This window comes from Ktedonobacter racemifer DSM 44963, assembly GCF_000178855.1.
Classification (GTDB): domain Bacteria; phylum Chloroflexota; class Ktedonobacteria; order Ktedonobacterales; family Ktedonobacteraceae; genus Ktedonobacter; species Ktedonobacter racemifer.
In genome coordinates, this window is sequence record NZ_ADVG01000001.1 from 1,072,671 (window position 1) to 1,095,991 (window position 23,321).

At 54.7% G+C, this 23,321-nt stretch carries 20 protein-coding genes and 1 pseudogene; 15 read left to right on the plus strand and 6 right to left on the minus strand.

What is annotated here, in order from left to right:
* Positions 1 to 34: 34 nt before the first annotated feature.
* Complete coding sequence (locus KRAC_RS04825) at positions 35 to 1,702, minus strand: DUF2029 domain-containing protein (RefSeq protein WP_007904945.1); 1,668 nt, start codon at positions 1,700 to 1,702, stop codon at positions 35 to 37.
* 240 nt (positions 1,703 to 1,942) lie between these two features.
* On the opposite strand from KRAC_RS04825, the gene KRAC_RS78100 reads away from it, so the two are divergent.
* Entirely contained in the window at positions 1,943 to 3,964 is a 2,022-nt protein-coding gene (locus KRAC_RS78100) for an FHA domain-containing protein (RefSeq protein ID WP_007904946.1), read from the plus strand.
* 116 nt (positions 3,965 to 4,080) lie between these two features.
* On the opposite strand, the gene KRAC_RS04835 is transcribed toward KRAC_RS78100, so the two are convergent.
* From KRAC_RS04835 to KRAC_RS04850, 4 genes are all read right to left on the minus strand, one after another.
* Complete coding sequence (locus KRAC_RS04835) at positions 4,081 to 4,908, minus strand: M55 family metallopeptidase (RefSeq protein ID WP_007904947.1); 828 nt, start codon at positions 4,906 to 4,908, stop codon at positions 4,081 to 4,083.
* A gap of 117 nt (positions 4,909 to 5,025) precedes the next feature.
* Positions 5,026 to 6,315, minus strand: a complete 1,290-nt coding sequence (gene galK, locus KRAC_RS04840; protein WP_007904948.1) for a galactokinase — start codon at positions 6,313 to 6,315, stop codon at positions 5,026 to 5,028.
* A 4-nt stretch (positions 6,316 to 6,319) separates the two neighbouring features.
* A complete protein-coding gene (gene galT / locus KRAC_RS04845) occupies positions 6,320 to 7,159 on the minus strand; it encodes a galactose-1-phosphate uridylyltransferase (RefSeq protein WP_169460857.1) in 840 nt (279 codons plus the stop codon).
* Between the two features lie 115 nt (positions 7,160 to 7,274).
* Positions 7,275 to 7,832 (minus strand): hypothetical protein, encoded by a 558-nt coding sequence (locus KRAC_RS04850; protein ID WP_157506309.1) that lies wholly within the window; start codon positions 7,830 to 7,832, stop codon positions 7,275 to 7,277.
* Positions 7,833 to 7,972: 140 nt separating this feature from the next.
* Between KRAC_RS04850 and KRAC_RS04855 the strand changes: the two genes are divergently transcribed.
* From KRAC_RS04855 to KRAC_RS04905, 11 genes are all read left to right on the plus strand, one after another.
* Positions 7,973 to 8,266 (plus strand): hypothetical protein, encoded by a 294-nt coding sequence (locus KRAC_RS04855; RefSeq protein ID WP_007904951.1) that lies wholly within the window; start codon positions 7,973 to 7,975, stop codon positions 8,264 to 8,266.
* 162 nt (positions 8,267 to 8,428) lie between these two features.
* On the plus strand, positions 8,429 to 9,190 hold the full coding sequence (locus KRAC_RS04860; protein WP_007904952.1) for a class I SAM-dependent methyltransferase: 762 nt from the start codon (positions 8,429 to 8,431) through the stop codon (positions 9,188 to 9,190).
* Between the two features lie 126 nt (positions 9,191 to 9,316).
* Entirely contained in the window at positions 9,317 to 9,589 is a 273-nt protein-coding gene (locus KRAC_RS04865) for a hypothetical protein (RefSeq protein ID WP_007904953.1), read from the plus strand.
* A gap of 12 nt (positions 9,590 to 9,601) precedes the next feature.
* Complete coding sequence (locus tag KRAC_RS04870) at positions 9,602 to 10,579, plus strand: A/G-specific adenine glycosylase (RefSeq protein WP_075164240.1); 978 nt, start codon at positions 9,602 to 9,604, stop codon at positions 10,577 to 10,579.
* A gap of 145 nt (positions 10,580 to 10,724) precedes the next feature.
* Positions 10,725 to 11,540, plus strand: coding sequence for a PIG-L deacetylase family protein (locus tag KRAC_RS04875; RefSeq protein ID WP_007904955.1), 816 nt, complete (start codon positions 10,725 to 10,727; stop codon positions 11,538 to 11,540).
* 207 nt (positions 11,541 to 11,747) lie between these two features.
* The gene (locus KRAC_RS60805) at positions 11,748 to 13,574 is read left to right on the plus strand and encodes a serine/threonine protein kinase (protein WP_007904956.1); all 1,827 of its coding nucleotides are present in this window, start codon (positions 11,748 to 11,750) and stop codon (positions 13,572 to 13,574) included.
* A 58-nt stretch (positions 13,575 to 13,632) separates the two neighbouring features.
* Positions 13,633 to 14,196, plus strand: coding sequence for a 2-amino-4-hydroxy-6-hydroxymethyldihydropteridine diphosphokinase (gene folK / locus KRAC_RS04885; RefSeq protein ID WP_075164241.1), 564 nt, complete (start codon positions 13,633 to 13,635; stop codon positions 14,194 to 14,196).
* A gap of 204 nt (positions 14,197 to 14,400) precedes the next feature.
* On the plus strand, positions 14,401 to 14,808 hold the full coding sequence (gene rsfS, locus KRAC_RS04890; RefSeq protein WP_007904958.1) for a ribosome silencing factor: 408 nt from the start codon (positions 14,401 to 14,403) through the stop codon (positions 14,806 to 14,808).
* Between the two features lie 445 nt (positions 14,809 to 15,253).
* Positions 15,254 to 15,436 carry a hypothetical protein gene (locus tag KRAC_RS04895; RefSeq protein WP_007904959.1) on the plus strand — a complete coding sequence of 61 codons (183 nt, stop codon included), beginning with the start codon at positions 15,254 to 15,256 and terminating at the stop codon, positions 15,434 to 15,436.
* Between the two features lie 344 nt (positions 15,437 to 15,780).
* Positions 15,781 to 17,013, plus strand: a complete 1,233-nt coding sequence (locus tag KRAC_RS04900; RefSeq protein WP_007904960.1) for an ISAs1 family transposase — start codon at positions 15,781 to 15,783, stop codon at positions 17,011 to 17,013.
* 318 nt (positions 17,014 to 17,331) lie between these two features.
* Positions 17,332 to 18,150, plus strand: coding sequence for an alpha/beta fold hydrolase (locus KRAC_RS04905; RefSeq protein WP_007904961.1), 819 nt, complete (start codon positions 17,332 to 17,334; stop codon positions 18,148 to 18,150).
* A gap of 122 nt (positions 18,151 to 18,272) precedes the next feature.
* Here KRAC_RS04905 and tnpC read toward each other — a convergent pair whose 3' ends face one another.
* Complete coding sequence (gene tnpC, locus KRAC_RS04910) at positions 18,273 to 19,601, minus strand: IS66 family transposase (RefSeq protein ID WP_007904963.1); 1,329 nt, start codon at positions 19,599 to 19,601, stop codon at positions 18,273 to 18,275.
* Positions 19,602 to 19,708: 107 nt separating this feature from the next.
* Here tnpC and KRAC_RS60810 point away from each other — a divergent pair.
* The 3 genes and pseudogenes from KRAC_RS60810 to KRAC_RS70755 all read left to right on the plus strand — a co-directional run bounded on the left by KRAC_RS60810 (position 19,709) and on the right by KRAC_RS70755 (position 23,159).
* Positions 19,709 to 21,284 (plus strand): annotated as a pseudogene (locus tag KRAC_RS60810) (nuclease/transposase family protein).
* 449 nt (positions 21,285 to 21,733) lie between these two features.
* Positions 21,734 to 22,906 carry an IS200/IS605 family element RNA-guided endonuclease TnpB gene (gene tnpB, locus KRAC_RS04925; RefSeq protein ID WP_007904966.1) on the plus strand — a complete coding sequence of 391 codons (1,173 nt, stop codon included), beginning with the start codon at positions 21,734 to 21,736 and terminating at the stop codon, positions 22,904 to 22,906.
* 46 nt (positions 22,907 to 22,952) lie between these two features.
* Positions 22,953 to 23,159 (plus strand): hypothetical protein, encoded by a 207-nt coding sequence (locus tag KRAC_RS70755; protein ID WP_007904967.1) that lies wholly within the window; start codon positions 22,953 to 22,955, stop codon positions 23,157 to 23,159.
* The last annotated feature ends 162 nt before the right edge of the window (positions 23,160 to 23,321 follow it).

Sequence of the window (23,321 nt, forward strand, 5' to 3'; positions counted from 1 at the left end):
TGGGCCTTCTTGCTACCTATCCAGCCTCACGACATCATGAAATCGCGGCATGTGAAGGCTCCTGCGAACGCGCAGAGAGCCGCCCGCGTTGACCTGCTACCAGGAGTGCAATAATAAAACCGGCCAGAATAAAATTGCGTATGGTGACAATGGGAAAGAAGATCGGCTGCTGGGGAACCGCTTGCAACGAGACGGAGATATAGATATAGGGATAGATCAAGGTTGTCAGCACACCCAAAAGTCCCCAGGACACCATCCAGCGCCAGTTTGCCTGGCCAACGTAGGCCACCAGCGGCGCCACCCAGATCAAGTATTGGGGACTGAACACTTTGCTGGTACCAATCACCAGGAGGAGCGTCAAGAGTGAGCTGGTCGCCAGGCCGATCTTGCCTCGCCATTGCAGCCAGTAGGTGTACGCCAGGCCTACCAACAACAGGGGAGTGCTCAGACTACCAATGATTTGCGCGGGCGCGCCAAACATGTTCAAGGAACCATAAGTAAACTTGAAGGTCAAGGGCAGTCCCGTGACCAGGCTCGTGAGCCACATTAGCGAGGCGGGCAGCGACTCTACCTGGATTGGGCGGTCACCAAAGTAGGTCAGAGGCTTCAAGGTTCCCTCTACACTGAAGAGCAGTGAAACAACAACAATGCCCACGCACACAAGCCCAAAGACCACCAGGGGAAGCCAGCGTTGCCAGGCACGCCAGTTCCCCTGCACCAGGCGCTGCTGCTGGAGCAGGAAGGGAAGCAAGAGCAATACCGGGTAAAATTTACAGAGTGTGGCCAGGGCCAGGTAGGCAAATGCCCAGCCCCAACGCGAGCGGGCCGCGTAGACGACCGCCAGCAACGTAAACAGCGCTGGCAACAGGTCAAAACGGCCCACCGCCGTCGCCCAGCAACCGGTAATGAGATAAAAGGCACACGAGAGGGCCGCCTCCCGTGTGCGATAGTGCGCCAGCAGATAACACAGTAGGCCTGCTAGCAACGCCATCCAGATGGCGAAACTGACCTGGTACCATCCCTGTGGTGCTAAAAGGCCCAGCGAGAATGGCAGCAATACGGGCAATGGATACTCATTCGGCAGCGTATGCAGGGGCTGCGAGGTAGGCTGCCAGGCGCGCAGTTGATGCACCCAGGAGGCGGGAATGCCATACCGCTCCGCCTGGTCTAACAGAGATGGAGGTTGCTGCACATGCTGCTGTGTCTGAGGCGCGGCCACCTGGTCAAAAGTGACCGGGCGAAAGATAAACTCACATTGCGCTGGAGGTAAGGTCTTGACCGCGTCCAGGCCCTGCCAGAAAGCTAGGGCATAGCAATTGTATTTCGCGGCATCGGTATAGGCCTTGAACATCTGCCAGGAGGCACCGTAGAAGAGGAGAGAACCCATCAAGAGCAAGAGGCAGGCATCCAGTACCACGCGTTGGCGCCTCCTGGCAGGCCATACATGCGCACACGCAACCTGGTAGGCTTTATAGAGTAGCAAGGCCCCTATACAGATGAGTAAACCCATATCCAGCACGGCGTGCCAAATACCCAGGCCCGGCAAAAGATGCGTAAGCGAGGCAGCATAAAAGATTACAGCTACACCCAGGGCAATAACGCATGGATCAGCAAGCAGATGTCCCTGCTGGGCATTCGGGGAAGTGTGTATGCTTGAAGAGCTATGTTGAGCATCGCCCTCTTGTGAGATATCCGTATTCATCAAATAATTTCTCTATCTTTTATTTCTACGACGTTTTAGTCATCGCCGGGTCACACTGGCAGCATAGTAGTGTCCTTCCCTGAAGACAAGGCACTCCCACCATTGGGCTATCCTGGGTGTTCCAGGTCTCTCTCTATTCTTGGCGAGCAGGGTATGCTACAATAACGACGCGAAGCATAAGTCCGAGCACCGATATCCCCATGCTTCATAGCACTGGAATACGCATTGTGAGGTGAAAGTATGCAAGAATTGGCAGAAGGTCAAATATTTGCGCGCTATCGCATTGTGCGCGCCCTGGGGGGTAGCTTGATCAGCCAGAGCTATGCCGCAGAAGATTCCCATCTCGGATGTATAGTGACGCTTAAAGTCATGCACCCATGGCCTGCGCTCCCCAATTCTGCTCGCTATCAATTCTTCCATGAGATGCAAGATATCAGCTTGATTGCTCACCCACAGCTCACAGCCCTCATCGACTATGGCGACTTCGAGGGGCGCCTGTACGCCACACGCACCTACTTTGCGGCTGGCTCCCTGCTTGGCGATGCCGGGCGAGCACAATTTCAAGCACCAATGCTGCCACAGGTCGCGATCAAGCAGCTTGTGCCACTGACACAGGCCCTCCATAACCTGCATACTCATGGGTATATCCATGGTGCCCTCACCTTCTCCAATGTCCTTCTCAATGAAGAAATCTCTAACCCTACGGAAACCACATCGCTCCAGGTCGCGGACGCAGGCTTTACCTACTTCGCGCAGCATGTGGGAGGGCTACAGCCTCTTCTACTACCCGCAACCGCAGCACCAGAACAGTGGCACCGTCACTATAGCCCCGCTTGCGATCAGTATGCCTTAGCTATTATGCTCTATTTCTGGCTAGCTGGCCGCCTCCCATTTATTGGTCGCCCCCAGGAGGTCCTGCGCCAGAAACAGTTTGAGATCCCACCTTCGCTCTTCCCTCTCAATCCCCACGTTACGAGACAGCAAGAGACGATTCTCCACCGCGCCCTCGATCCCAACCCCGAGCGACGCTATCCCACTGTGCTAGCCTTCGCCCAGGCTCTAGAAGGCACCCTTTTCTTACCAAACGAATTCGGCAATGCAGAGCAAGGCGCTGCTGAAATGCCTGAGACAACCGTGCTTTCACTCGACCTGCTCAAAGAGATCTTCGCGGCTTCAGCTTCAGAGAAGGCTAAGGCACAGACCGCTCAGCAAGACAAGGAACAGCAACCTGAAGAGATCGTTCCTGCGGCGCCAGAACCCTCTCAATTCGAGCGATTGCTGGCCTCGCTGCTCACCCCTTCCCTCCCGGTTACACCTACATCGGAGACCACACCAACCAGTCATACCACCCCACTGGAACCAATGAGACAGGCTGAGACATCAAATACTCTTTCGCTCCTGGAGATGCTGGCGTCTTCTCACGCTCCAGGCGCTACTCCGGCAATAGAACAACAACAGCAGCCAGAACCACAACCACAACCACAACCACGCATCGAGCCGGATATCGCGCAGCCCATCCCTCCTGCCGCGCCAGAGCCAGTCCAGCCACCGATTGAACCTGCACCCACACGTCCTCAGCCACAGGAGCCATCTATTCCCACTGAGCCTCAACCTACACAGCCCGCACCTGAGAAGCCGACAGAACCCGTTCGTCCTCAACCACAACCACAACAGCCATCGCTGCCCCCAGAGCCAACAGAGGTGCCTGAGCCAAAGGAGCCACGCACAGAGCCACTTGCTCCCGAGGAACCAGTAACGCTACCACAACCCGAGCCAGATATCGCACAACCGCTTCCTACGCCACCGCTCACGCCACCACCCGGTACCCAGCCAGTCGATGAGCCTCAACCCGAGGCCCAGCAAGAGCCTATTACTGCATTAGATGCACAAGAAGAGGTTGCAATAACGCAAGCGCGCTTTACCATTACCTCGCCCTACAATGCAACCCCCATAGAGATCGAGCTAGAGCCATCCGAGATCATCACTCTGGGGCGCGCTGGCTCCAGCGATATTCTTCTGGAGCAAGATAACCTTACCTCGCGCCACCACGCGCTACTCAAATGTGTCAATGATCAGTTTGTGCTCTTCGACCAGCGCAGCGCCAGAGGAGTGTTCATCAATGGGCGCAAGCTTACCAGCGGCATTGGCTATCCCCTGCATCACGGAGACAACATCCAGATTGGCCGATACAGCCTGTTCTTCCAGCAAGCTGGCGTCACCATGCCTCAGGCAGCTCCCCTTGTCGAAATCGAACACGCCTAGAGGGCTGTTGTAGGGTCTAAGCTGGTATGGACTCGCCTGGCCCACAGGACGCTACCTTGACGCTGGGAGGTCACTTCGCTCGGAGTCCAAGCCAGCTGGGAACCTACAAATCTGCTTTAGCGATCTACCAGCGAGCGTGTCAAGGTGACAATCGTCACAAATGTACAATAGAGGTCCAGCAGGTGCTCACTGACAACCTTCACGGTGCGGGGGCCGAGGCGCTCCACCCCGCGAATCCAGAGCGCCATGTCCGCCATATCCGCCACCATAAAGGTTATCTCCAGCGTGATGGGCAGTTTGAAATGGGGTGGTTGTGTCTGTGCTAGCTGCTCAACAGCTCGTTTTGCCCCTGCATGCAGCATCTCACAGGCTACCTCTGGATGCAGGTTGACCGCGGCAAAACGTCCAATAGAGTCTTTCACCACAACCGTTTCAGCCTGGGGAGCAAAGGTTTGCACCTCCTGGGCGGTTACCGCATCACCGCTCACCAGAATAATAGGTACACCATAATGCGCCGCGACCAGGGCATTCAAACCAGACTCGCCCACGACCTCGCCATTGATGCGCACCTCCCAGATCGCCCCAGGATTATAGGTATGCGAGAGAATCGCGCGCTCGGCCCCAATCGAACCGTGATAGCTGACGAAACAGACGCCATCAAAGGAGGCATCCAATCCCTGCATCATATACAGTGGCTTATGCCGACCAGTGATGAGGGTCGCACGCCCCAGCAGGTCCTGGGGATGGAGGTTGCGCATCGCATGATGGGCATCATTGACGACAAACTCGTGCGCGCCAGCCTCCTGAGCGCCAGCGATTACAGCGTTGACTTCGTCAGTCAGCAATTTTCGCCCCTGGGCGTACTCAGGATTGCCCTCAATGATCTGCTCCCAGGCCACGATCCCACTTGTTCCCTCAAAATCGGTCGAAAGAAAAAGCTTCATAGCAGCTCCCTTACTAAAGCCAGGTGCTCCGCGCCACCTCTCCACACGCATCGTGCAACATGAGGAACACGGAGCACCTGTAGACGTCGTTCGACAGGATGCAGCCAGGCAGGTAGCTTACTCCAGGACCGCCATGCCGGGACCGCCTGCCGCGCGACAGATGTCGATGCTGGCCTGGCGTCCTGTGCGCTCGGGATACTGCTCTTCGACGGCCTGTGCCAGCGCGGTGACCGCCTCCTGGCGCACCAGGTTAATTGTGCAGCCACCAAAGCCACCACCCAGCATACGCGCTCCGAGCACACCGGGAACGCTATGCGCGATGTCCACCAGGGCATCCAGTTCTGAACAGCTTACTTCGTACTCATCACGCAAACCCGCATGGCCCTGCCAGAGGACCTGGCCAACAGCTTCAAAATCATTGCGCTTTAACAGCTCCACAACCTGCATCACACGCTCGTCCTCGGCGATAACATAGCCCGCGCGCTTACGTAAGAGTTCAGGAAGCTGATCTTTGTAGCGCGCGAACTGCTCAGGCGTAATATCGCGGAGAGCCTTGATCTCACGCGCCTGGGCGTTCTCCGGCTCATCGCGCAAGATCGCCTCGCGCAACAGGCTCGCCGCCTCCTCGCACTGCTGGCGACGCTCGTTATAAGCCGTACTCGCCAGTTCACGACGCACGCTGGTATCTATGACTACAATCGCGACCTCTGGGTCAGAGAAGGGAAAATACTGGTACGCAAACGAGCGGCAATCCAGCAAGACCGCCTGTCCGGGCTGCCCCAGGCATGAGGCCGCCTGGTCCAGAATACCCGAGCGCAGGCCAGAGGCAATGTGTTCAGCACGCTGGCAGAGCGCCGCGACCTCCATTTTCTGTAACCCCCACCGGGGGCACGGCTGGCTCTCCTCGCCAATCTTGAGCTGCCCACCCGAGAACTGGGCACAGGCATAGACCGTCGCCACCTCAAGGGCCGCCGAAGAACTCATACCACCACCCAGGGGCACATCGCCAGCCACAACCGCGCCAAAGCCCTTGAGCGCAAAGCCCGCGCGTACCAGTTCGGTCACCACACCCAGGATGTAGCGCGCCCAGCTGGGAAGTCCCTGGCGCTGCTGCTCAAATGAGCCAGGCAGTTGCTCAAGCGAAAACTGCGCATACTCCTCAAAATGCGCTGACCAGAGGCGCACCTCCTGGTCCTGGCGCGTGCGGCCCGCAAAGGCCGAGACACGGTCGACCGCCAGTGGCAAGACAAAGCCGTCATTATAGTCTGTATGTTCGCCAATAATATTGACACGACCCGGCGCCCAGGCAGCGCTGAGCGGACCTGCGTACACGCCATCGTCCTGGAAAACCGTAGCGAACTTCTGGGCCGCCTCAAGGGCGGGCTGTGGATACTGCTTTCTCTCCATGCTACTACTCCATCTCTTTCTCAATAGCCTGTCGCAGTTCCAGCGCCTTCTGCTGCGGAGCGGAGTCGTTGGTCCACATGCCCCAGATAGACTCTGAGGAGGCGGCGAATTTAAGCTTACCCGGCGCACGTCCAATAGCAAGAATCTCAACGTGGAAGTGGAACCGCTCGTCCTGCAATTGATGCAGACCTAGCAGGTAGGGCATCGGAGCCATCGCGCCATCAAAGAGATTATTATAGCCACGAATGACCTTCAGGAGCATGGCAGCGAGGTCGCGCAGTTCCTCGTCGGTTGTTTGTGCCAGGCTAGGCACATGCCGCTTCAAATAGAGATGCGTTTCATAGGGATAGCGCACATAGGGGGGCAAGAACGCCTGCCAGGTCTCATTGTGAGCCACCTCAAAATCGGTATCCGTCAATTCATCGCGCATGCGGCAGAAGGGACACCCGCGGCCAGCCTCATGTTCGAGTACCGTTGTCTCCAACTTACGCTCCAGAACAGGAGGTAAGACAGAGACGCCATAGGCCTGTCCATGAGGATGGTGCTGCGTCTGGCCGATAGCTTCACCGCTATTCTCAAAGATCATTACCGCCGGGTAGCGCGAAGAGAGATCGTTATACAGTTCGCGCCAGAGCTTCGTCACCGCGAACACTTCATCCACGGTCAGCTGGGTGAAGCTCTTTTCATGGTCGCGATTATAAATAACTACAACCGCCTCACCAACTGGAGGTTGCAAGGGAGGGAAATCGTTCGGATGGAGCCATACCTGCGTATCCTCACTTACACGCCCTTCGGTAATGTCAGCACAGAACGGACATTGCGTCGTTCCTTCGCGGCGGCTCATACGATGAGGTGCATTCACCAAATATTGCCGTAGAATTGGATTCCAAATTAAAGGTGTCTTCTGTTCCATATTATTCCCAAATTCTTTGCTTTATATTCGAAGAGCAAGTCTCTATTTATGGATGATGTGAGTGATGCGCGGCCTGGCTCCCCATCAGCACACAGCGCCCCTGCTGGGCAAAGAGTGAAAGTAGCGCTTTTTTATCGACTACGCCCCCCTCATTACCCTCAGCCAGCAACCACTCATCCCAGGTCGTCTTATCGGTAAACAAAGCCCAGGCCACGGGAGCAATCTGGGCTTTTATGGTGCGCATAATTTCGCGTGCATGCTCAAAACCCGGCTCTAACTCCTGTAGTGGGGGAAGCTTTTCGTCCTGTAGCGCCTCAAACGTCCTCACCGTCAGCACCTCTCCCCTCTGCACTTCGCAGACGCATCCCAACACCAGCACCTCACGCTCATCGCCCTCTTCATCAGTCAGCGTATCCCACACCCCGCAGACAAGGGTACAGTGCTCTGGGAGCGTGCGTAAGAACGTGGTTATCTGCTCCTTATTCCACCCATGCCAGGATGCCTCCTGCTGTTGATCGAGTCGTAGCGCAGCGGCTACTAAAGGCCTGACCGCCTCCCATAATGCCGAGTCAGTATCTATCCCCACTAATTCTTCTGCAAACACACGTACAACTGCCTTTCGAAATAAGAGATCAATCAGGCCCATTTCCAGTTCTCAGGCCGTCTCAATTATAATACATTCCAGCCGTGTTTGCGCGTTCTACTATACTATTAGTCGTCACATGGTCTAACCAGGAGGCGCAGGTGTCCTATCTTTCAGTGCTCTCGCTCTGCCTGCATATTATAGGGCCTACTGGGATTATAGTACTACTTTCCCGGGTATGGATTATTACCTGGCACTTCCGCGACTCGCCACCAGGCGGCTTTCGCCGCTACCAGCGCGCCCTGTACATGAAACAAACCGCTGGCCTGGCCCTGCTCTTCCTCCTCACGATGGCTGCCAGCTATGCCTTGCTGCACGAAGTGTGGGGTGTACTCTACGGCCTCCTTGCCTTCAAAGCCTGCACGTGGTGGGTCCGCCTGGCACTTTTGCCGTAAGCGCTGCCCCTGCGAAGCGTCGCAGACGCTGAGAACATCTTGTAAAGAGTTAGATACGTGGTTCCCACAAAAAGAGGGTATAAGATCGTTTATTCTTAGTAGAAGAAATAGTATAAGACACTTTTAGCCAGACGTTCTCAGCACAGGCCACAGGAGATGAACATGAGCAGCCCGCCCTGGTACCAGACGTTTTTTGGCGAAGACTATCTACAAATCTACTCCCCATTCCTACCCGCATCTCGCACTCAACATGAGGTCAGTGCCATTGAAGCGCTACTTCATCTCACACCAGGCATGCGAATCTTAGATGTGTGTTGTGGAGATGGACGCCATAGCCTCCCATTAGCGCAACGCGGATATGCTATTACCGGGCTAGACCTTAGCGCGTCCCTCCTTGATCGAGCACGCCAGGAGACTGCCAGATTACACCTCAACATCGACTGGTTACAGCAGGATATGCGCTCTATCCCCTATGAAGACACCTTTGACGCAGCCATCAATATCTTTACTTCCTTTGGCTATTTTGAGCAGGAAGAAGATGATCTTCTGGTGCTCAAAGAGATTCACAAAGCACTCGCGCCCGGAGGCATCTTTCTGCTAGAAACCGTCTACCAACCACGAGTTGTACGCGCCTTTACCCCTCAAAGTATGATTCGCTACGACAACGGCTTAATCGTCATGGAAGAGCGTGAGATCGATCTGCTCAAGAGCCGCAACAACGTCCGCATCACCCTGCTTCATCCCAATGGCGAGCGCATCGAACATCGCCAATCCATACGCATCTATACACTTACCGAACTCATCAGCCTGATCAATCAAGCAGGGTTACAGGTCACAGGCTATTATGGCGACCTGGATGGCAACGCCCTGACACTCGATAGCCGGCTCGTCATCGTCAGCCAGAAACCCACACCATCGCAATAATGAGTGCTCTAGACGCTATCAAACATAATGCGTTATAATTGGCAGTGCCACCATAGTCAAATGAAGGAATAGAGCGGTGGTATTTCAAGTGTCTTTATCAATCAAAATTAAGGAAGGTACCTAGCCGTGCCGTGGTGTAGATTTTTTATTCCTAAAATTGCCTCAGCAAACATCAAGCCGGGCGACCCCGACCTGAACGAGCATATTATGTATGCCAAATGCGTTAAGGGCCATGTTCTCAAAGATGCCCAGGACTGGGTCTTGTGCGAGAACCTGCCTGCTCCCGACGCGCAATGCTGGAAAGAGGGCGGCAAAACGCTTTTCGACATTACGCCGCGCAAGCGCAGTGCTGACCAGGCATCGTCACCAGAAGCAAGCGCGCAAAAGAGCAAAGTTTAGATCTGCATGAGCATGGATTCACAGCCCTCACCTATTTCTTCTCAGCTCGCGCCTGACCATATTACACGCGCTCAGAGCGACTTACTGCGTTGGTATGCAGCAGAGCAACGTGATCTACCCTGGCGTCGCACCAGCGATCCCTATGCGATTCTGGTGTCAGAGATAATGCTCCAACAGACCCAGGTTGATCGCGTGCTGCCCAAATATCAACAATTTCTGAGTGCGTTCCCGACACTTGCAGACCTGGCCGTGGCCCCTACCGCCGATGTCATCAACGTGTGGGTTCCCCTGGGATACAACATGCGCGCGGTGCGCCTACAAGCCATTGCGCAGCAGGTTATGGCTCAGTATGATGGGCGTATTCCCGATACCATCGAGGGATTGCTCTCTCTCAAAGGGATTGGCCGCTATACGGCTGGTGCGATTGCCTGTTTCGCCTATCATAAGCAAGTAGCCACCGTTGATACCAACATTCGCCGCGTGCTCCATCGCATCTTCATTGGTGTTGAGCAGCCGGAGACGGCATTGAACGACGCGGCAATGCTGGCGCTTGCGGAACAGGTCTTGCCACCTGGCGAGGCCTACAACTGGAATCAGGCCCTGATGGATATGGGGGCGACGATCTGTACAAGTAACAATCCGCGCTGTATGGCATGCCCACTACAAGAGCCCTGCAAAGCTTATCAGGAGATGAGCCAGCATAGCCTCTTCCCGTCCGGCGTGGTTCTACGGCAGATGCGCAAGGTGGCGGAAAAGAAAACCAGCTATCAGAGCCAACCCTTCACAAGCACAAATCGCTACTTTCGTGGGCGAATCGTTGATCTGCTTCGTTCGTTGCCAGCGGGGGAGTGCATCACTCTCACTCTTCTCGGACCAAAAATCAAGCCTGAGTATAGCGATGCGGACCAACCCTGGCTACAACGTCTGGTGAGCGGTCTGGCAAAAGACGGCCTGGTCGACTATACAGAGGATAGAGTCCGCTTACCCTAACCCACCTGTAGGTGACCAAAGAAACCTGTTTTATTCATTACCTGGAGCCTACCTCCTTATGCGAAAACCAACGCCGCTCTCGCGGCTAGCGCTAGCGCGCTCAGGTTTTCGGAGAGGCACTATATTTACTTGGAGGAACGAGCCGTTGCGACTAACAAGCTTGAACGATATACAAACGCATCATCGCCACATCTTTCTCTCGCCACACTATGATGACGTAGTCTACTCCTGCGGAGGCACACTGGGTGTACAGTTGAGCAGCGGATTGCGTCCCCTGGTCATCACCGTTTTTGGGGGCGCCCCAACCACAGGTACCCTCAGCCCCTTCGCCCAACAAGTGCATCGCCAGCGCGGCTTTGGTGGCACAACCACGGTCCAGGACGTTATTGAGATACGCCGCAAAGAAGATGCCAAGGCGCTTGATCTCTTCCCAACCGACTATCTCTGGCTCGACTACCAGGATGCCATCTATCGCGGCACCCCAACCTATTACAACAGCGATTCGCAATTGATGGGTGGTGATGTACATCCCGCCGACGCCGAGATCGAGCGCCAGTTGCTCAATGGCCTGCTCACACTGCACAATCGCCTTCCCGATACGGTGTGGTACGCACCACTTGGCGTTGGACGCCATGTCGATCATCAGATTGTGGCATCCATGGCCGATGGCCTGGCACAGCATGGGGCAAAGGTCTACTTCTACGAGGATTTTCCCTATGTGACCCAGAGCGGCGCGCTCGATACGCGTTTGAAAGAACTGGACCTCCCGCTCGAACCTACCCTGGTTGAGATGTCAGAAATGCTTGAGCTGCGCATTGAGGCGGCTGAGGCATACGCGACACAGACCCAGCAGAACTTTGGCGGCTCCGAGCAGATGCGCCAGGCCATGACACACTACACGCACAATATTCGTCCCGTAGAAACCATTTATCTGGAGCGCTACTGGACCTACCGCCGCTAAACTTACTCATCTGTGCTATTGACAGGCGTTAGAAAACGCCTGTCATGGCCTTGCGTGGTATCCTGAAGAGTGACAGGAAAAACGTCCAGTCGGGCGCATTCACCGCCAATCGCCAGCAAAATTTCCTCATAACGGCAAATACCAAATGCTCGATCTGGCACCGTGCAGCGCAACTTGAACAAGAGGGAACAGCAGGAGTGTGGATAGATGAAGGGCATAGAAGGAACAACCCTCGGCAGATATGAGCTACATCGGCGTGTAGCACAAGGATCAACCTCTGAGGTCTACTTGGGCTTTGATCGTCGCGTCAAACGGCGCGTCGCCATCAAGGTCCTCTACGGGAGTAATGAACCATTCGTCCGTCGCTTTGAACGCGAAGCCCTGGCAATTGGCGCGCTCTCCCATAACCATATTCTCCCTCTGTACGATTTCGGCGAGCAAAGCCCCTGGTATTATCTCGTGATGCCTTTCATCGAAGGCGGCACATTACGCGACTATCTCTATCATCGTGAACGTCTCCCTCTCGACGAAGCTGGCAGCTATCTCTATCAGATCGCATCCGCGCTGCAATATGCACATGACCATGATATCCTGCATCGTGATGTCAAACCATCCAATATTCTCCTGCGTCCCGATGGGTACGCGTATCTCGCCGACTTCGGCCTGGCGAAAGCCAAAATTGAGGCAGACGCCTATAACCACTCCAGCGCGACGGTTGGCACGCCTGAATACATGGCACCCGAACAGTCTAATGGCATCAGCGACTATCGCAGCGATATTTACGCCCTGGGTATCATTCTCTATCAAATGCTTACCGGCCGCGTTCCCTTTAGCGCAGAGACACCGGTCGGCATCACCTTAAAACATATCCAGGTCCCGCCTCCCCCTCCAAGCCAGTTCAATGACGCCATCCCCACCATCGTCGAAAGCGTCATGCTCCAGGCCCTCGCTAAGGATCCCGAGCAACGCTACCAGAGCGCACGTGCCTTTTCCAACGCCTATCTGCAAGCCCTGCAAAAGGCGATCCCCACCTGCTCGCTTGAGAATGCCCTGGCACTCACCCAAACAGATCTCATGATCACTATTTCCGAGCCAACAGAGCCTGCTGAAGACGCCTCACCACTAATCAAGAAGACAACGAAGCTTCAGCCACCAGTGGACCCAGATTTCGTGCTCTCAGAGGTCCCAACACCACTCTTCCCCCTGCAAATGCCGATGGCTAGCTGGCCTTCACCGAACCAATTGCGCCAGGCACATCGCCCTAGCCGCCCCTTCCTGTTCACACTCATTAGCCTCCTGCTCCTGCTCCTGGCCTTGCCCCTGCTTATGTTCTGGTACAGTATCCGCTGGCAGGCAGCGCCAAACTCCCTGTTCTCTCTCGCCAGCCAATCCTCGCAGGGACTCCTCCCAGGCAACCCAGTTCAGGCAACTCTGGCAGCACGCGCACGTGTCCAGGCGACAGCCGGTATTACCTCAGAGATTGGGGCCGGTCCCATCCTCTATACGCATGACCTCACCTCGCCAGGTGGTGGCTGGCTCAATGATGGCCAACAGTGCCATTTCACGCCTCAAGGATATCATGTCTACGCCGCCAGCCGAGCGCTGGCCTGGTGCTATACGAATGCACCCTCCTTTACGAACATGGCTATTACGGTCCAGGCTCGCCTGTCACGCGGCACCATCTATGGGCTTATCTTCCGCCTGCAACCAGAGAGCCAGTCATTTTATGTGCTCGAACTCAATAATACAGGCTCATATCGCTTTGTCCGCGCCCAGGGCAGCGACCCGGCCACCTGGCTACCCCTTATTGACTGGACGCATTCAGGTGCTATTATAAATGGGTATGGGCAACTTAATACCCTGCTCGCAATTATGCAGGGAACGCAGTTTACGTTCTACATCAATAAGCAACTTATTTTTTCCAATGTTGTGGATAACGCCTATACCTCGGGGATGGTTGGCTTCCTGACCGGTAGCGACCAGGAGAGTGATAGCGAAGCCGTCTTCCGCAATCTATGGATATTTGAGAAGTAGCATGCTCTCCACACATGCGACATTGGAGATAGAAAGAGTTCGCGAGGTTTCTTCAGGCATGCCCCATTCACATTTTTCAGAGCAACCAGCAAGTACAGCCGTCCCTGCCAGGCATCACGTCTACCTGGCGCTTGGCACGAATCTGGGCGAGCGCATCCACAACCTGGAGTATGCCTTGCACCTCCTGCGCGAACACCTCCAACTAGAGCGTATCTCCTCAGTTTATGAAACCGAGCCAGTAGGCTACGCCAACCAGCCGAAATTCCTGAACATGGCCTGTAGCGGAACGACTGTATTAAGCGCACCAGAGCTCCTACAGACCACCCAGGGCATAGAACAGACACTAGGTCGCCAGGCGACGTTTCGCAACGGGCCACGACTCATTGACATCGATATTCTCCTCTATGACCAGGAGCAGTGGCAGCAAGAAGGGCTTACGCTTCCACATCCGCGACTCGCTGAGCGCGCCTTCGTCCTGGCTCCCCTGGCCGAGATCGCCCCAGACCTCAAGCACCCTGCTCTTGGCAAGAACATGCGTGAATTACTTGAGGTAGTTTCACAACAGGGCATTCTTCGCATCGACCAACCAGTCTCGATCTCACCAGGATCTCCCACTACTTAACAAGCCTTGCCCAGCATGCTATAATGCGGATACAAAATACAATGTGAATATACTCGTACCAGGGCATGTAGGTCTTTAAGGACCCATACACAAATACAGTGTCACTGGTCTTTACCATAACCCAAAGGAACCGCCTATTTTTCCTGGTTGTGAACTCAAGGGCTGGTAGATACGTATAGAAATTATATTAGGCGAAAACAATGTGTGACCTACGTCGTGTCGGGTCATTTAGAAGTAAGCAAGGGAGTACTTGTGGAGGGAGTTCTGCTAGATCCAGCACAGTTAGCGAAAGCCGCAGTCGATATTGCGTCTGATAAAAAAGCATCAGACATTTTACTCCTCGATATTCGAGAAGTTACTGTCTTTGCCGACTACTTTGTCATCTGTAGCGGTAGCAACCCCAGGTTGATCCAGACAATCGCCAGCACAATTGACGAGGAGTTGGGAAAACAGGGAGCCAGGTTGCTGCACCGCGAAGGGACAGCAGACACAGGGTGGATTCTCCTGGACTTTGGCGACGTCGTTGTACACATCTTCGCACCTAAAGAACGCGAATATTACCGATTGGAGCGACTTTGGAGCGATGCAAAAACAGTTGTGTACCTCCAGTGAACTACCGCTGAGCTGAAGACTCAGCAGATTCTTCGGAGGCTTGAGTCTTCAGTTTGGTAGCTTCGTGAGAAGCTTGAGTTCACCAGACTCAGCCCCAGAAATGGGAGCTACGTTCGATAGGTCATGACACCTGCGGTTGACGCATCAGACCGCTGCTCTGTCGCCTGGGTTTAAGTAGGACTGAGGCAAGGTCCGGTGATTCAGGTGCAAAAAGCCTTTGAACATTGTCGAGATGAAGCCGGATTCTCTTCGTGGCTGCCATGCCACCTCAAAAGGGCACGCTAGCGAAGAGATACGCATCACCTGCCTTCGGGCAGCGTTTTTTGAGTTAATGGATCGTCTCTTGCTCAAAAGAACAAGGGGCGATCCGGCGATTCATCCACGAGGTTGAAGATCTCGTAGTTTTCTCGCCACGCCTCTATAAAAATTAGAAAAGGTGACGACGATGACATTTTTTCGCAACCGCATGTTTCTCGAAGGAATTGCCCTCGGCGGCATTTGTGGGCTTATCATCGGCTCTATCATTGCCTTCACACTTGGTGAAAGCAGTGTAGAGGCACTTCGCCGCGCCATTGATACGCGCCTCCCCAAAAGAAACAAGGTGCCGTTCAAGTACCTCTCACAATAGTTTCTCTGCTCTTTCTCAATCCTTGCGGGTTTCTCAAGCTTCTACCCTGGTACGAGGAACCCCTTCCAACAATAAGCAGAACTTAAGCCCATTAGTTACGTCATTGGACGTAACTAATGGGCTTTTTCTTTCTTACACCTATTTCTCCTACTCAATTCCTACTCATCACATAGAATTTTGTAACTACTCAGTAGGGTTTCAGCCATTTTGAATTCTCACTGCCTGATCGTTCGCTTTTGGCCCAGGGCTTTTTGGTTTACCCGAAAAGAGTGAAAAAGAAGTCATTTCTTGCGACACTTAGGAAAACTCAAAACACCCCTAAGTGTCGCAAGAAATGACCTTGGATGTACCTTACCATATCTGACGAAATGAAAAAAGCCTTTCCCGAAGCGCTTCACGTGGATCCCACCTCCTTCTACGCCGCCTTTGCTCAGGTGAAAGATCGACGTGGCAAACGAGGGAGACGTTATCCCCTTCCGTTGATATTGACGCTGCTGCTGTTAGGAAAGCTGGCAGGAGAGAGCAGTATCCACGGGATTGTGGAGTGGATTGACGAGAGAAAGGAGCAGCTTCAGGGCTATTTGGGCTGGCCGAGGCGCTTTCCAACGAATTCGACCTACACCTTTGCACTCAGTCAGTGTAATGACCAGGAGATTGCCACCGTCTTGGCTGGTGTTGTGCTGAAAGCCAGAGCGGTTGAGCACTGCGGTGAGGAATCTGGTCGGCTTTCCAAGCCAGGTCAAGAGAAGCCGCTCATTCAGACAGCCATGGATGGCAAACAGATGCGAGGAACCTTAGGACACCAGAGCAGTGAGCAGCCTCCTGTCCATCTGCTCTGCCTCTATGAGTGCCAAAGCGGCATTGTCCTCGCCCAACGTGGGGTTCGCAGCAAAGAAAATGAGATCAGTGCGGCGGCGGCCTTGTTGCATCCCGCCTTGGTCAAAGGGCGTATCATTAGTGCCGATGCCATGCATACGCAAACAAAGTGGTGTGCGGCGGTTGAGCGCTATGGAGGCTACTATCTGCTGATTGCCAAGCTGAATCAGCCACAACTCTATGAAGATCTCCGCGACTTTTTTGAGGAAGAAGACGCTCCCCGCCAGCAGTGGCAGTATGCCAGGAGCGTTCAAAAGGGGCATGGACGTCTGGAAATCAGAGAACTGTGGAGCAGCACGCTGATGAATGACTGGTTTGAGCCGCAATGGGCAGGTGTGGCACAGGTCTTCCGGTTGCGCAGGCACACGACGCATCAAAAGGATGGGAAGGTGCGTGAGGAGATCGTCTATGGTCTCACCAATCTGCCGCCTCGTCTGGCCAACGCAGCACGCTTACTCCAGTTGCAGCAAGCCCATTGGTGTATTGAAAACCGCCTACACTATCGGCGTGATGTGACGATGGGTGAAGATGCCTCTCAAGTCCGTTTGGCAGGGGCTCCAGCAGCGTTAGCAGCCCTTAATGGAGGGGGACTCGCCATGATGGATTGGTTGCAGGTCAACAATGTCGCCTCTGCTATGCGGCATTGTTGTGCTCAGCCTCGCGAGGCCTTGCAACTGCTGTGTGGCAAGTTATCACGGTAATACGGGTAAACCAAAAAGCCCTGGCTTTTGGCCACTGTCCATTGCCAAAGCTGTTTGCTTGAGCTATAATGAGTGCTTACAACAAAAACAGAAAGGAGGTGTACAGTTATGCTTTTGACAAACAAACGGAAAGTAAGGCATAACTGTACACCTGCACTCCGATGAAGTAAGTTCTGCCTCATTCATCCAACGTCCCCAAGTGCAATTTTTGAGCCCTCACTGCCTACGGCAGTTCGCAGGTTTTTTCATGCTGTTGTGATGAATGTCGTCTGCGGCGACACTCATCACAGCGAAAAGATGAGAATGAAGGAGATTTTTGTGGCAGAATTCCATTCACAAACAGGCTTTCTGGAGGCACAGGGTGCCCCATTGTATTATGAAGTTGCTGGGCAGGGCTATCCCTTGCTACTGCTCCACGCCGGGATCGCGGATAGCCGCATGTGGGACGAGCAGTTCCCTGAATTTGCGCGTCACTACCGCATCATTCGCTATGACCTACGCGGCTATGGCCAGTCGCCCTTCCCCACCGGACCTTTTGCCAATCATGAGGACCCGGCTGCGCTCCTCACGTCTCTCGGGATCGAGAAAGCCCATGTCGTCGGTATCTCGTTTGGTGGCAAGATCGCGCTCGATTTCGCGTTCGCACACCCTGAGATGGTGGCTTCACTGGTGCTGGTCGCCACGAGTGTTGGCGGGGTACAGTCATCGGAACTGGTGCGGCATTTCTTTGCGGAAGAGGAGGCAGCACTTGAGCGGGGCGACGTGGAGGGTGCAACTGAGCTGAACCTGCGTATGTGGGTCGATGGTCCCAGGCGCACACCAGAGCAGGTGAACCCGTTGGTGCGTAAGCGGGTGCATGACATGCTCTATCCCATCATTGCCGTCCCCCTGCCTGAGGGTGCGGACGAGATAGTCTTGCAGCCGCCGGCCGTCACGCGCTTGGCCGAGATCCGCGTACCCACCCTGCTCATGGTCGGCGACCACGATCTCCCCGACAAGCTGACCCTCACTCAACAGCTCGCCGACCAGATCGTCGGAGCGCAGCAGGTCATCATCCCTGACGTGGCCCACATGGTCAACATGGAGCAACCAGAGGAGTTCACCCGCATTGTGCTAAGGTTCTTGAGCGAGTTGTAACAGGGTTTCAGCCATTTTGAAAGAGGACGCATCGAAAGTGAGAATAAGGAACTGGGCAAGCATCTCCCACAACTCCTTTCTCATGCTTCGTGCGTCCTTGTTTCAAATGGCAGACTCCCTGCTCAGGTACCTGGCTCCCATGCAATCGGAAAAGGAGAGCCTTCAAAGACAGCAGCCAGAGCGGCCAGCATGGAACGCCCTTGCTTGCGCATGGTGGACAGATAGCTGCGAATCACGCAAAAGGCGCTGGCCCCGTGCTCGCTGCGGAAGGTGCCGGAAATCTTTTGCTGGACCTTGATCATGCGCAGATCGCGTTCGGCCTGATTGTTGGTAAAAGGCACCGAGAGATCATCCAGGAAAGCCAGGACTTGTTCGGCCCGTTTGAGCAGCGCATCCAGGAGATTTTCCGAGGCATTCTGGCTCTTTCGGCCCGGCTTTTTGGGGGCGGGACCTCGCCCAGGAGGAGCCAGGGCAAAGTGCTCGGCAAACCCCTGCCGGAGCACTTCGAAATACTGAAGCACGAGGGCATCGCGCTCGGCTTGCGGAACGGCTTTGGCTCCTTGCGCGCGGAACGCATCGGCGGTCTCTTTCATCTGGAGGAGCAACTCATACATCGCCTGAGCCCAGGGCCGCTTCTCCTGCTCAGCCACAAACAGGCAGTCGCGAAAAAAATGGGCGCCACACACACTATGCGCACACGGATAGCGATCGTAACTGCGCCAGCGATCATGCATCGTACGGCCCTGATATTGCGGTAAAACTCCGATGGCATCGATGGCTTCCTGTCCACGTTTCCGATGCCAACCATACACCGTCAGCCATCTGGTCGCGGCCACATGCATCCAATGCAAGAGGCCCTTGATCCTGACGCCTGTTTCATCGACATGCGTGAGCCGGCTGGCCAACAGCCTCCCTTTGAGCACCTGCATCGTGGGTTCCAACGTACTGGCGGCTTCGGCTATCCAGCTGGCCAACGTCCCGTCCGAGAGGGCGCACCCCCACAGGTCGGCACACAGTTCCCCAATGCGTCCCATGGGTAACAACTGAAACTGCGACAAATAGACCGCGACCGCTCGCAGCCTCGAGCCATATTGGACCGGGGCGTGCACGCCTGTGGGAAAAGGTGCCACCGTCACATGCCCACAGGCGGGGCAACCAACGGCTTCGACGCGATGTTCGGTCACCTGCACCTGCACCTCTGGCAGCTCATGGATTTGCTGGCGCTCGACGGTCCGGCCAGCGGCCTCCGGCAACTCGCAGTGACAGGCTTCGCAATGCGTTGGTCGATGCATGATCACCTGATCGGGCTCCGCTCCTTGTTGCAGCGTATGTCCGGGGTGTCCTGCTTGTCCCCCTGTGGGCTTGCCGCTCTTGGGCCGGAGGTTCTCGCGCAAGCGGAATCCATCGCTCGAGGGCGGCTTGCTGCTATTACTAGAACAGGCGAGTGTCATTTACAGAAAAGCGAGCGAGAAAGCCCTGGTCATTGATGCCAGAGACGTACCGCTTTTTTCAAGGTAAAATACCCTCGTAGTCTCCAAAGGAAGGTCCGCCAGCCCAGATGAAGCGAGCCAAGACGCCCACCTTTCTCATCGAATTGCCCCTCCAGATCGACTGGAGCAGCGAACGACAGCTGCGTGCCCACCTAGAAGCAGCACGCTGTCTCTATAACGCGTTGCTCTCTGAAGGCAACACACGGCTCCAGCAGATGAGGAATGACCCCGCCTGGGCCAGGGCGCGCGCCATCCCTCGCTCCAGGCGAGAGGAACGCGCGCAGGCCTTCTCTCAGCTGCGCAAGAAGCATCACTTTTCCGAATACGAGCTGCATGCCTTTGCCAAAACGGCTCGCGTCTCCTGGCTTGCGGACCACATTGATGCCACGATGGCACAAACCCCGGCCACACGCGCCTATCAAGCTGTTAATCGCGTCTGTGTTGGCAAAGCCAAACGGGTGCGCTTCCGCAGCAAAGGGCGTGGCATCGATAGCGTGGAGGGCAAGCGCAACGATGTCGGCCTGCGCTTTGTCCTCGACCCCAACGCAGGCGATGGTGGCTTTCTCATCTGGAATCAGCTGGTCATCCCTGCCATCATCGACTGGCTGGACCCGGTGATCCAGCATGGATTGCGTCACACGATCAAGTATGTGCGCCTGGTCCGTCGCAAAGCGTCCTCTCCGCAGGCGAAAGGGGCTGATGGTGATGGCAACCGCTATTTTGTGCAACTCATTTTAGAGGGGCACACCTTCGTCAAGAAAAAACATGAGCAGATTGGCACCCAGACCATTGGCCTTGATATTGGCCCCCAGACGCTTGCCATCGTCACGCGTGAGGGGAACGCTCGTCTGGTGACCTTCTGTGAGCAACTTGCCCCCAATGCTCGCAAGAAACGACGCCTCCAGCGTAAAATGGAGCGGCAGCGCCGCGCTAACAATCCCGAGCACTATGATGAGCAGGGACGCGTCAAGAAACATGGGAAGAAGCGCTTGCGGTGGAACGAGAGTCAGCGATACAAGACCACGCGCAGGCAGCATGCCACTGCGGAAAGAAAACTGGCCGCCCACCGCAAGAGTCTGCATGGCAAGCTTGCCCACGACATCGTCAAGGTGGGCAACACCATCATCATAGAACACACCTCGTTTGTGGCATGGCAGAAGCAGTATGGCAGAAGTATCGGACTTCGCGCTCCAGGGATGTTTGTAGCGCACCTAGCTCGCATAGTTGCAAAAACTGGCGGCACCCTGAGCGAAGTCTCGACCTTCAAGACCCGACTCTCGCAATACTGTCATGCCTGCGGAGCCTATGTCAAGAAGCCCAGATCGCAGCGCTGGCACAGCTGCCCTTGCGGCTGTGGGCCGGTGCAACGCGATCTGTACTCGGCCTTCGCGGCTTTCTCACCTGCAAAGAAAACAGATCATCCCCTCTGTCACCCAGTCGGACTGGGAAGGTGCGGAGCCGCGCCTGCAAGCCGTGATGGAGGGTCTGCAACAACGTGCGAATGAAGGGCATGTCTTGCCCCGAAGCATGGGCATGGTGGCTTCTGGCAAAGCTGCCCGTGCAAGAGCGCGTCGGCTCGAAAGTCCTGCCTATCCCCACCAAGAGCCGCTCCCCCTTTCGAGGGAGAACGGAAGCGTTGGGTGAGCAACAGGAACCCTCGTGCATTCATGCCGGGGAGGTCTCAGAAATCAACCAACTATTGGCGCGCAAAATTTGCCATCTCAAGTAATCGCGACAGCAACACTAACTAGCGGAGTCACTCCCACGGCAACCCACAGCACTGGTGGTACTCCCTCATCCACTCCCCAACGGAAGACTAGTGCTGGCACAACTCATACTACTGGGAGTACGGGGAATCCATCACAACCAAACGATGGCAACCAGCCATCGTGGCAGGCGCTCAAGCAGCCAGCTGCCACATCTGACCAGCAACAACCAGCCTCCTCATCTCTGCCCACTATACCTGCATTATTGAACCGCGCCAGAAGACCCCTGTTTTGAAACATGGGGATGAATGGCGCGTTCCTTTTGTGTGGGAGAGAGGATGGAAAGAGGTATTGCCTTTTTACACTGTAACTGCTACAATGTAATGTATGAAACAGAAACGCGCTTTCAAGTATCGGGTGTATCCCACACCAGAACAGCAGCAGATGCTTGCTCAGACCTTTGGGTGTTGTCGTTTCGTCTATAATTGGGCATTGCGCAAGAAAACCGATGCCTATTACAAGGACCATCAGCGACTTTACTACAAAGACCTGAGCATTCTGTTGACTGATTTGAAACAGCAAGAAGAGATGCACTGGTTGAACGCCGTTTCCAGCGTGCCATTGCAACAAGCTCTTCGCCATCTGGACAAAGCGTTTCTGAATTTCTTTGAAGGACGTGCCAAGTATCCAACCTTTCACAAGAAACGAAACCAGCAATCGGCTACCTATACCTCCAATGCTTTTACCTGGCGTACTGGCACGCTCACGCTTGCTAAGATGCGTGAACCCCTTGATATACGCTGGTCGCGTCCTCTGCCCAAAGATGCAATTCCTTCGAGTGTCACTATTTCCAAAGATTGCGCCAATCGCTACTTCATCTCCATTCTGGTGGAAGATGACATTGCGCATTTGCCTGTCATTGAGCAGGCGATTGGTGCTGATCTTGGCTTGAAATCCTTTGTGGCTCTCTCGACAGGCGAAATTGTGGGCAATCCCAAGTTCTTTCACAAGGATGAAAAGAAACTGGCAAAAGCCCAACGTCGTCACGCCAAGAAAAAAAAGGGCTCGAAAAACCGAGACAAGGCACGTCTCAAAGTAGCACGCATTCATGCCCGTATCGCTGATCGCCGCCGTGACTTTCTGCACAAACTTTCGACCCGACTCATACGCGAGAACCAAGTCGTGTGTGTTGAGTCGTTGGCAGTCAAGAACATGGTCAAGAATGGCAGTCTTGCCAAAGCCATCAGTGATGTCGGTTGGTCTGAGTTTGTGGCCCAGCTCGAATACAAAGCCGACTGGTACGGTCGAGCCCTTGTCAAAATTGACAAGTGGTATCCCTCCAGTAAACGCTGTTTCGATTGTGGCCATATTCTCGACTCCTTGACCCTTGATGTCCGTCAATGGGATTGCCCTGAATGTGGAGTCCATCATGATCGCGATATCAACGCAGCAAACAATATCCTTGCCGTGGGGCTCACGGTCAATGCCTGTGGAGAGGCTGTAAGACCTGGTGCGGTGAAAACCAAACCAGGCAAGTCTCGACGAAGCAGGAAAGCCTAGAGGTGACTCTAGGAATCCCCTGGCTTTAGCCATGGGGAGGATGTCAATGTCATCCACGACACCTGATACAACGCCGCGCAAACTTCTCCTTAGCGGGCTAACAGTCATCCTGGCAGCTGGCATATATTGGGGCGCACGCCGCTGGCTACTACGTCCAGCGAAGCAACCTACATCTGATCCCCAACAAAAAACCAACCATAAGCATGGTGATATAACCAACGCCAAAAAAGAAAGAAGCAGCTATCGGTCATAGCACAGCAAACATTGCATGTTCGCGCTTCATAAGCGATAGCACATCTCTACTACCATCTTCTTGTCTTACAATTGTTCAGCTTCACAAGCTAGAGAGCGCATGGTATCATCTATCACAAGGGATGTAGTCGAAGAAGACAAACAGTAGCAGAGTAACGCTAGA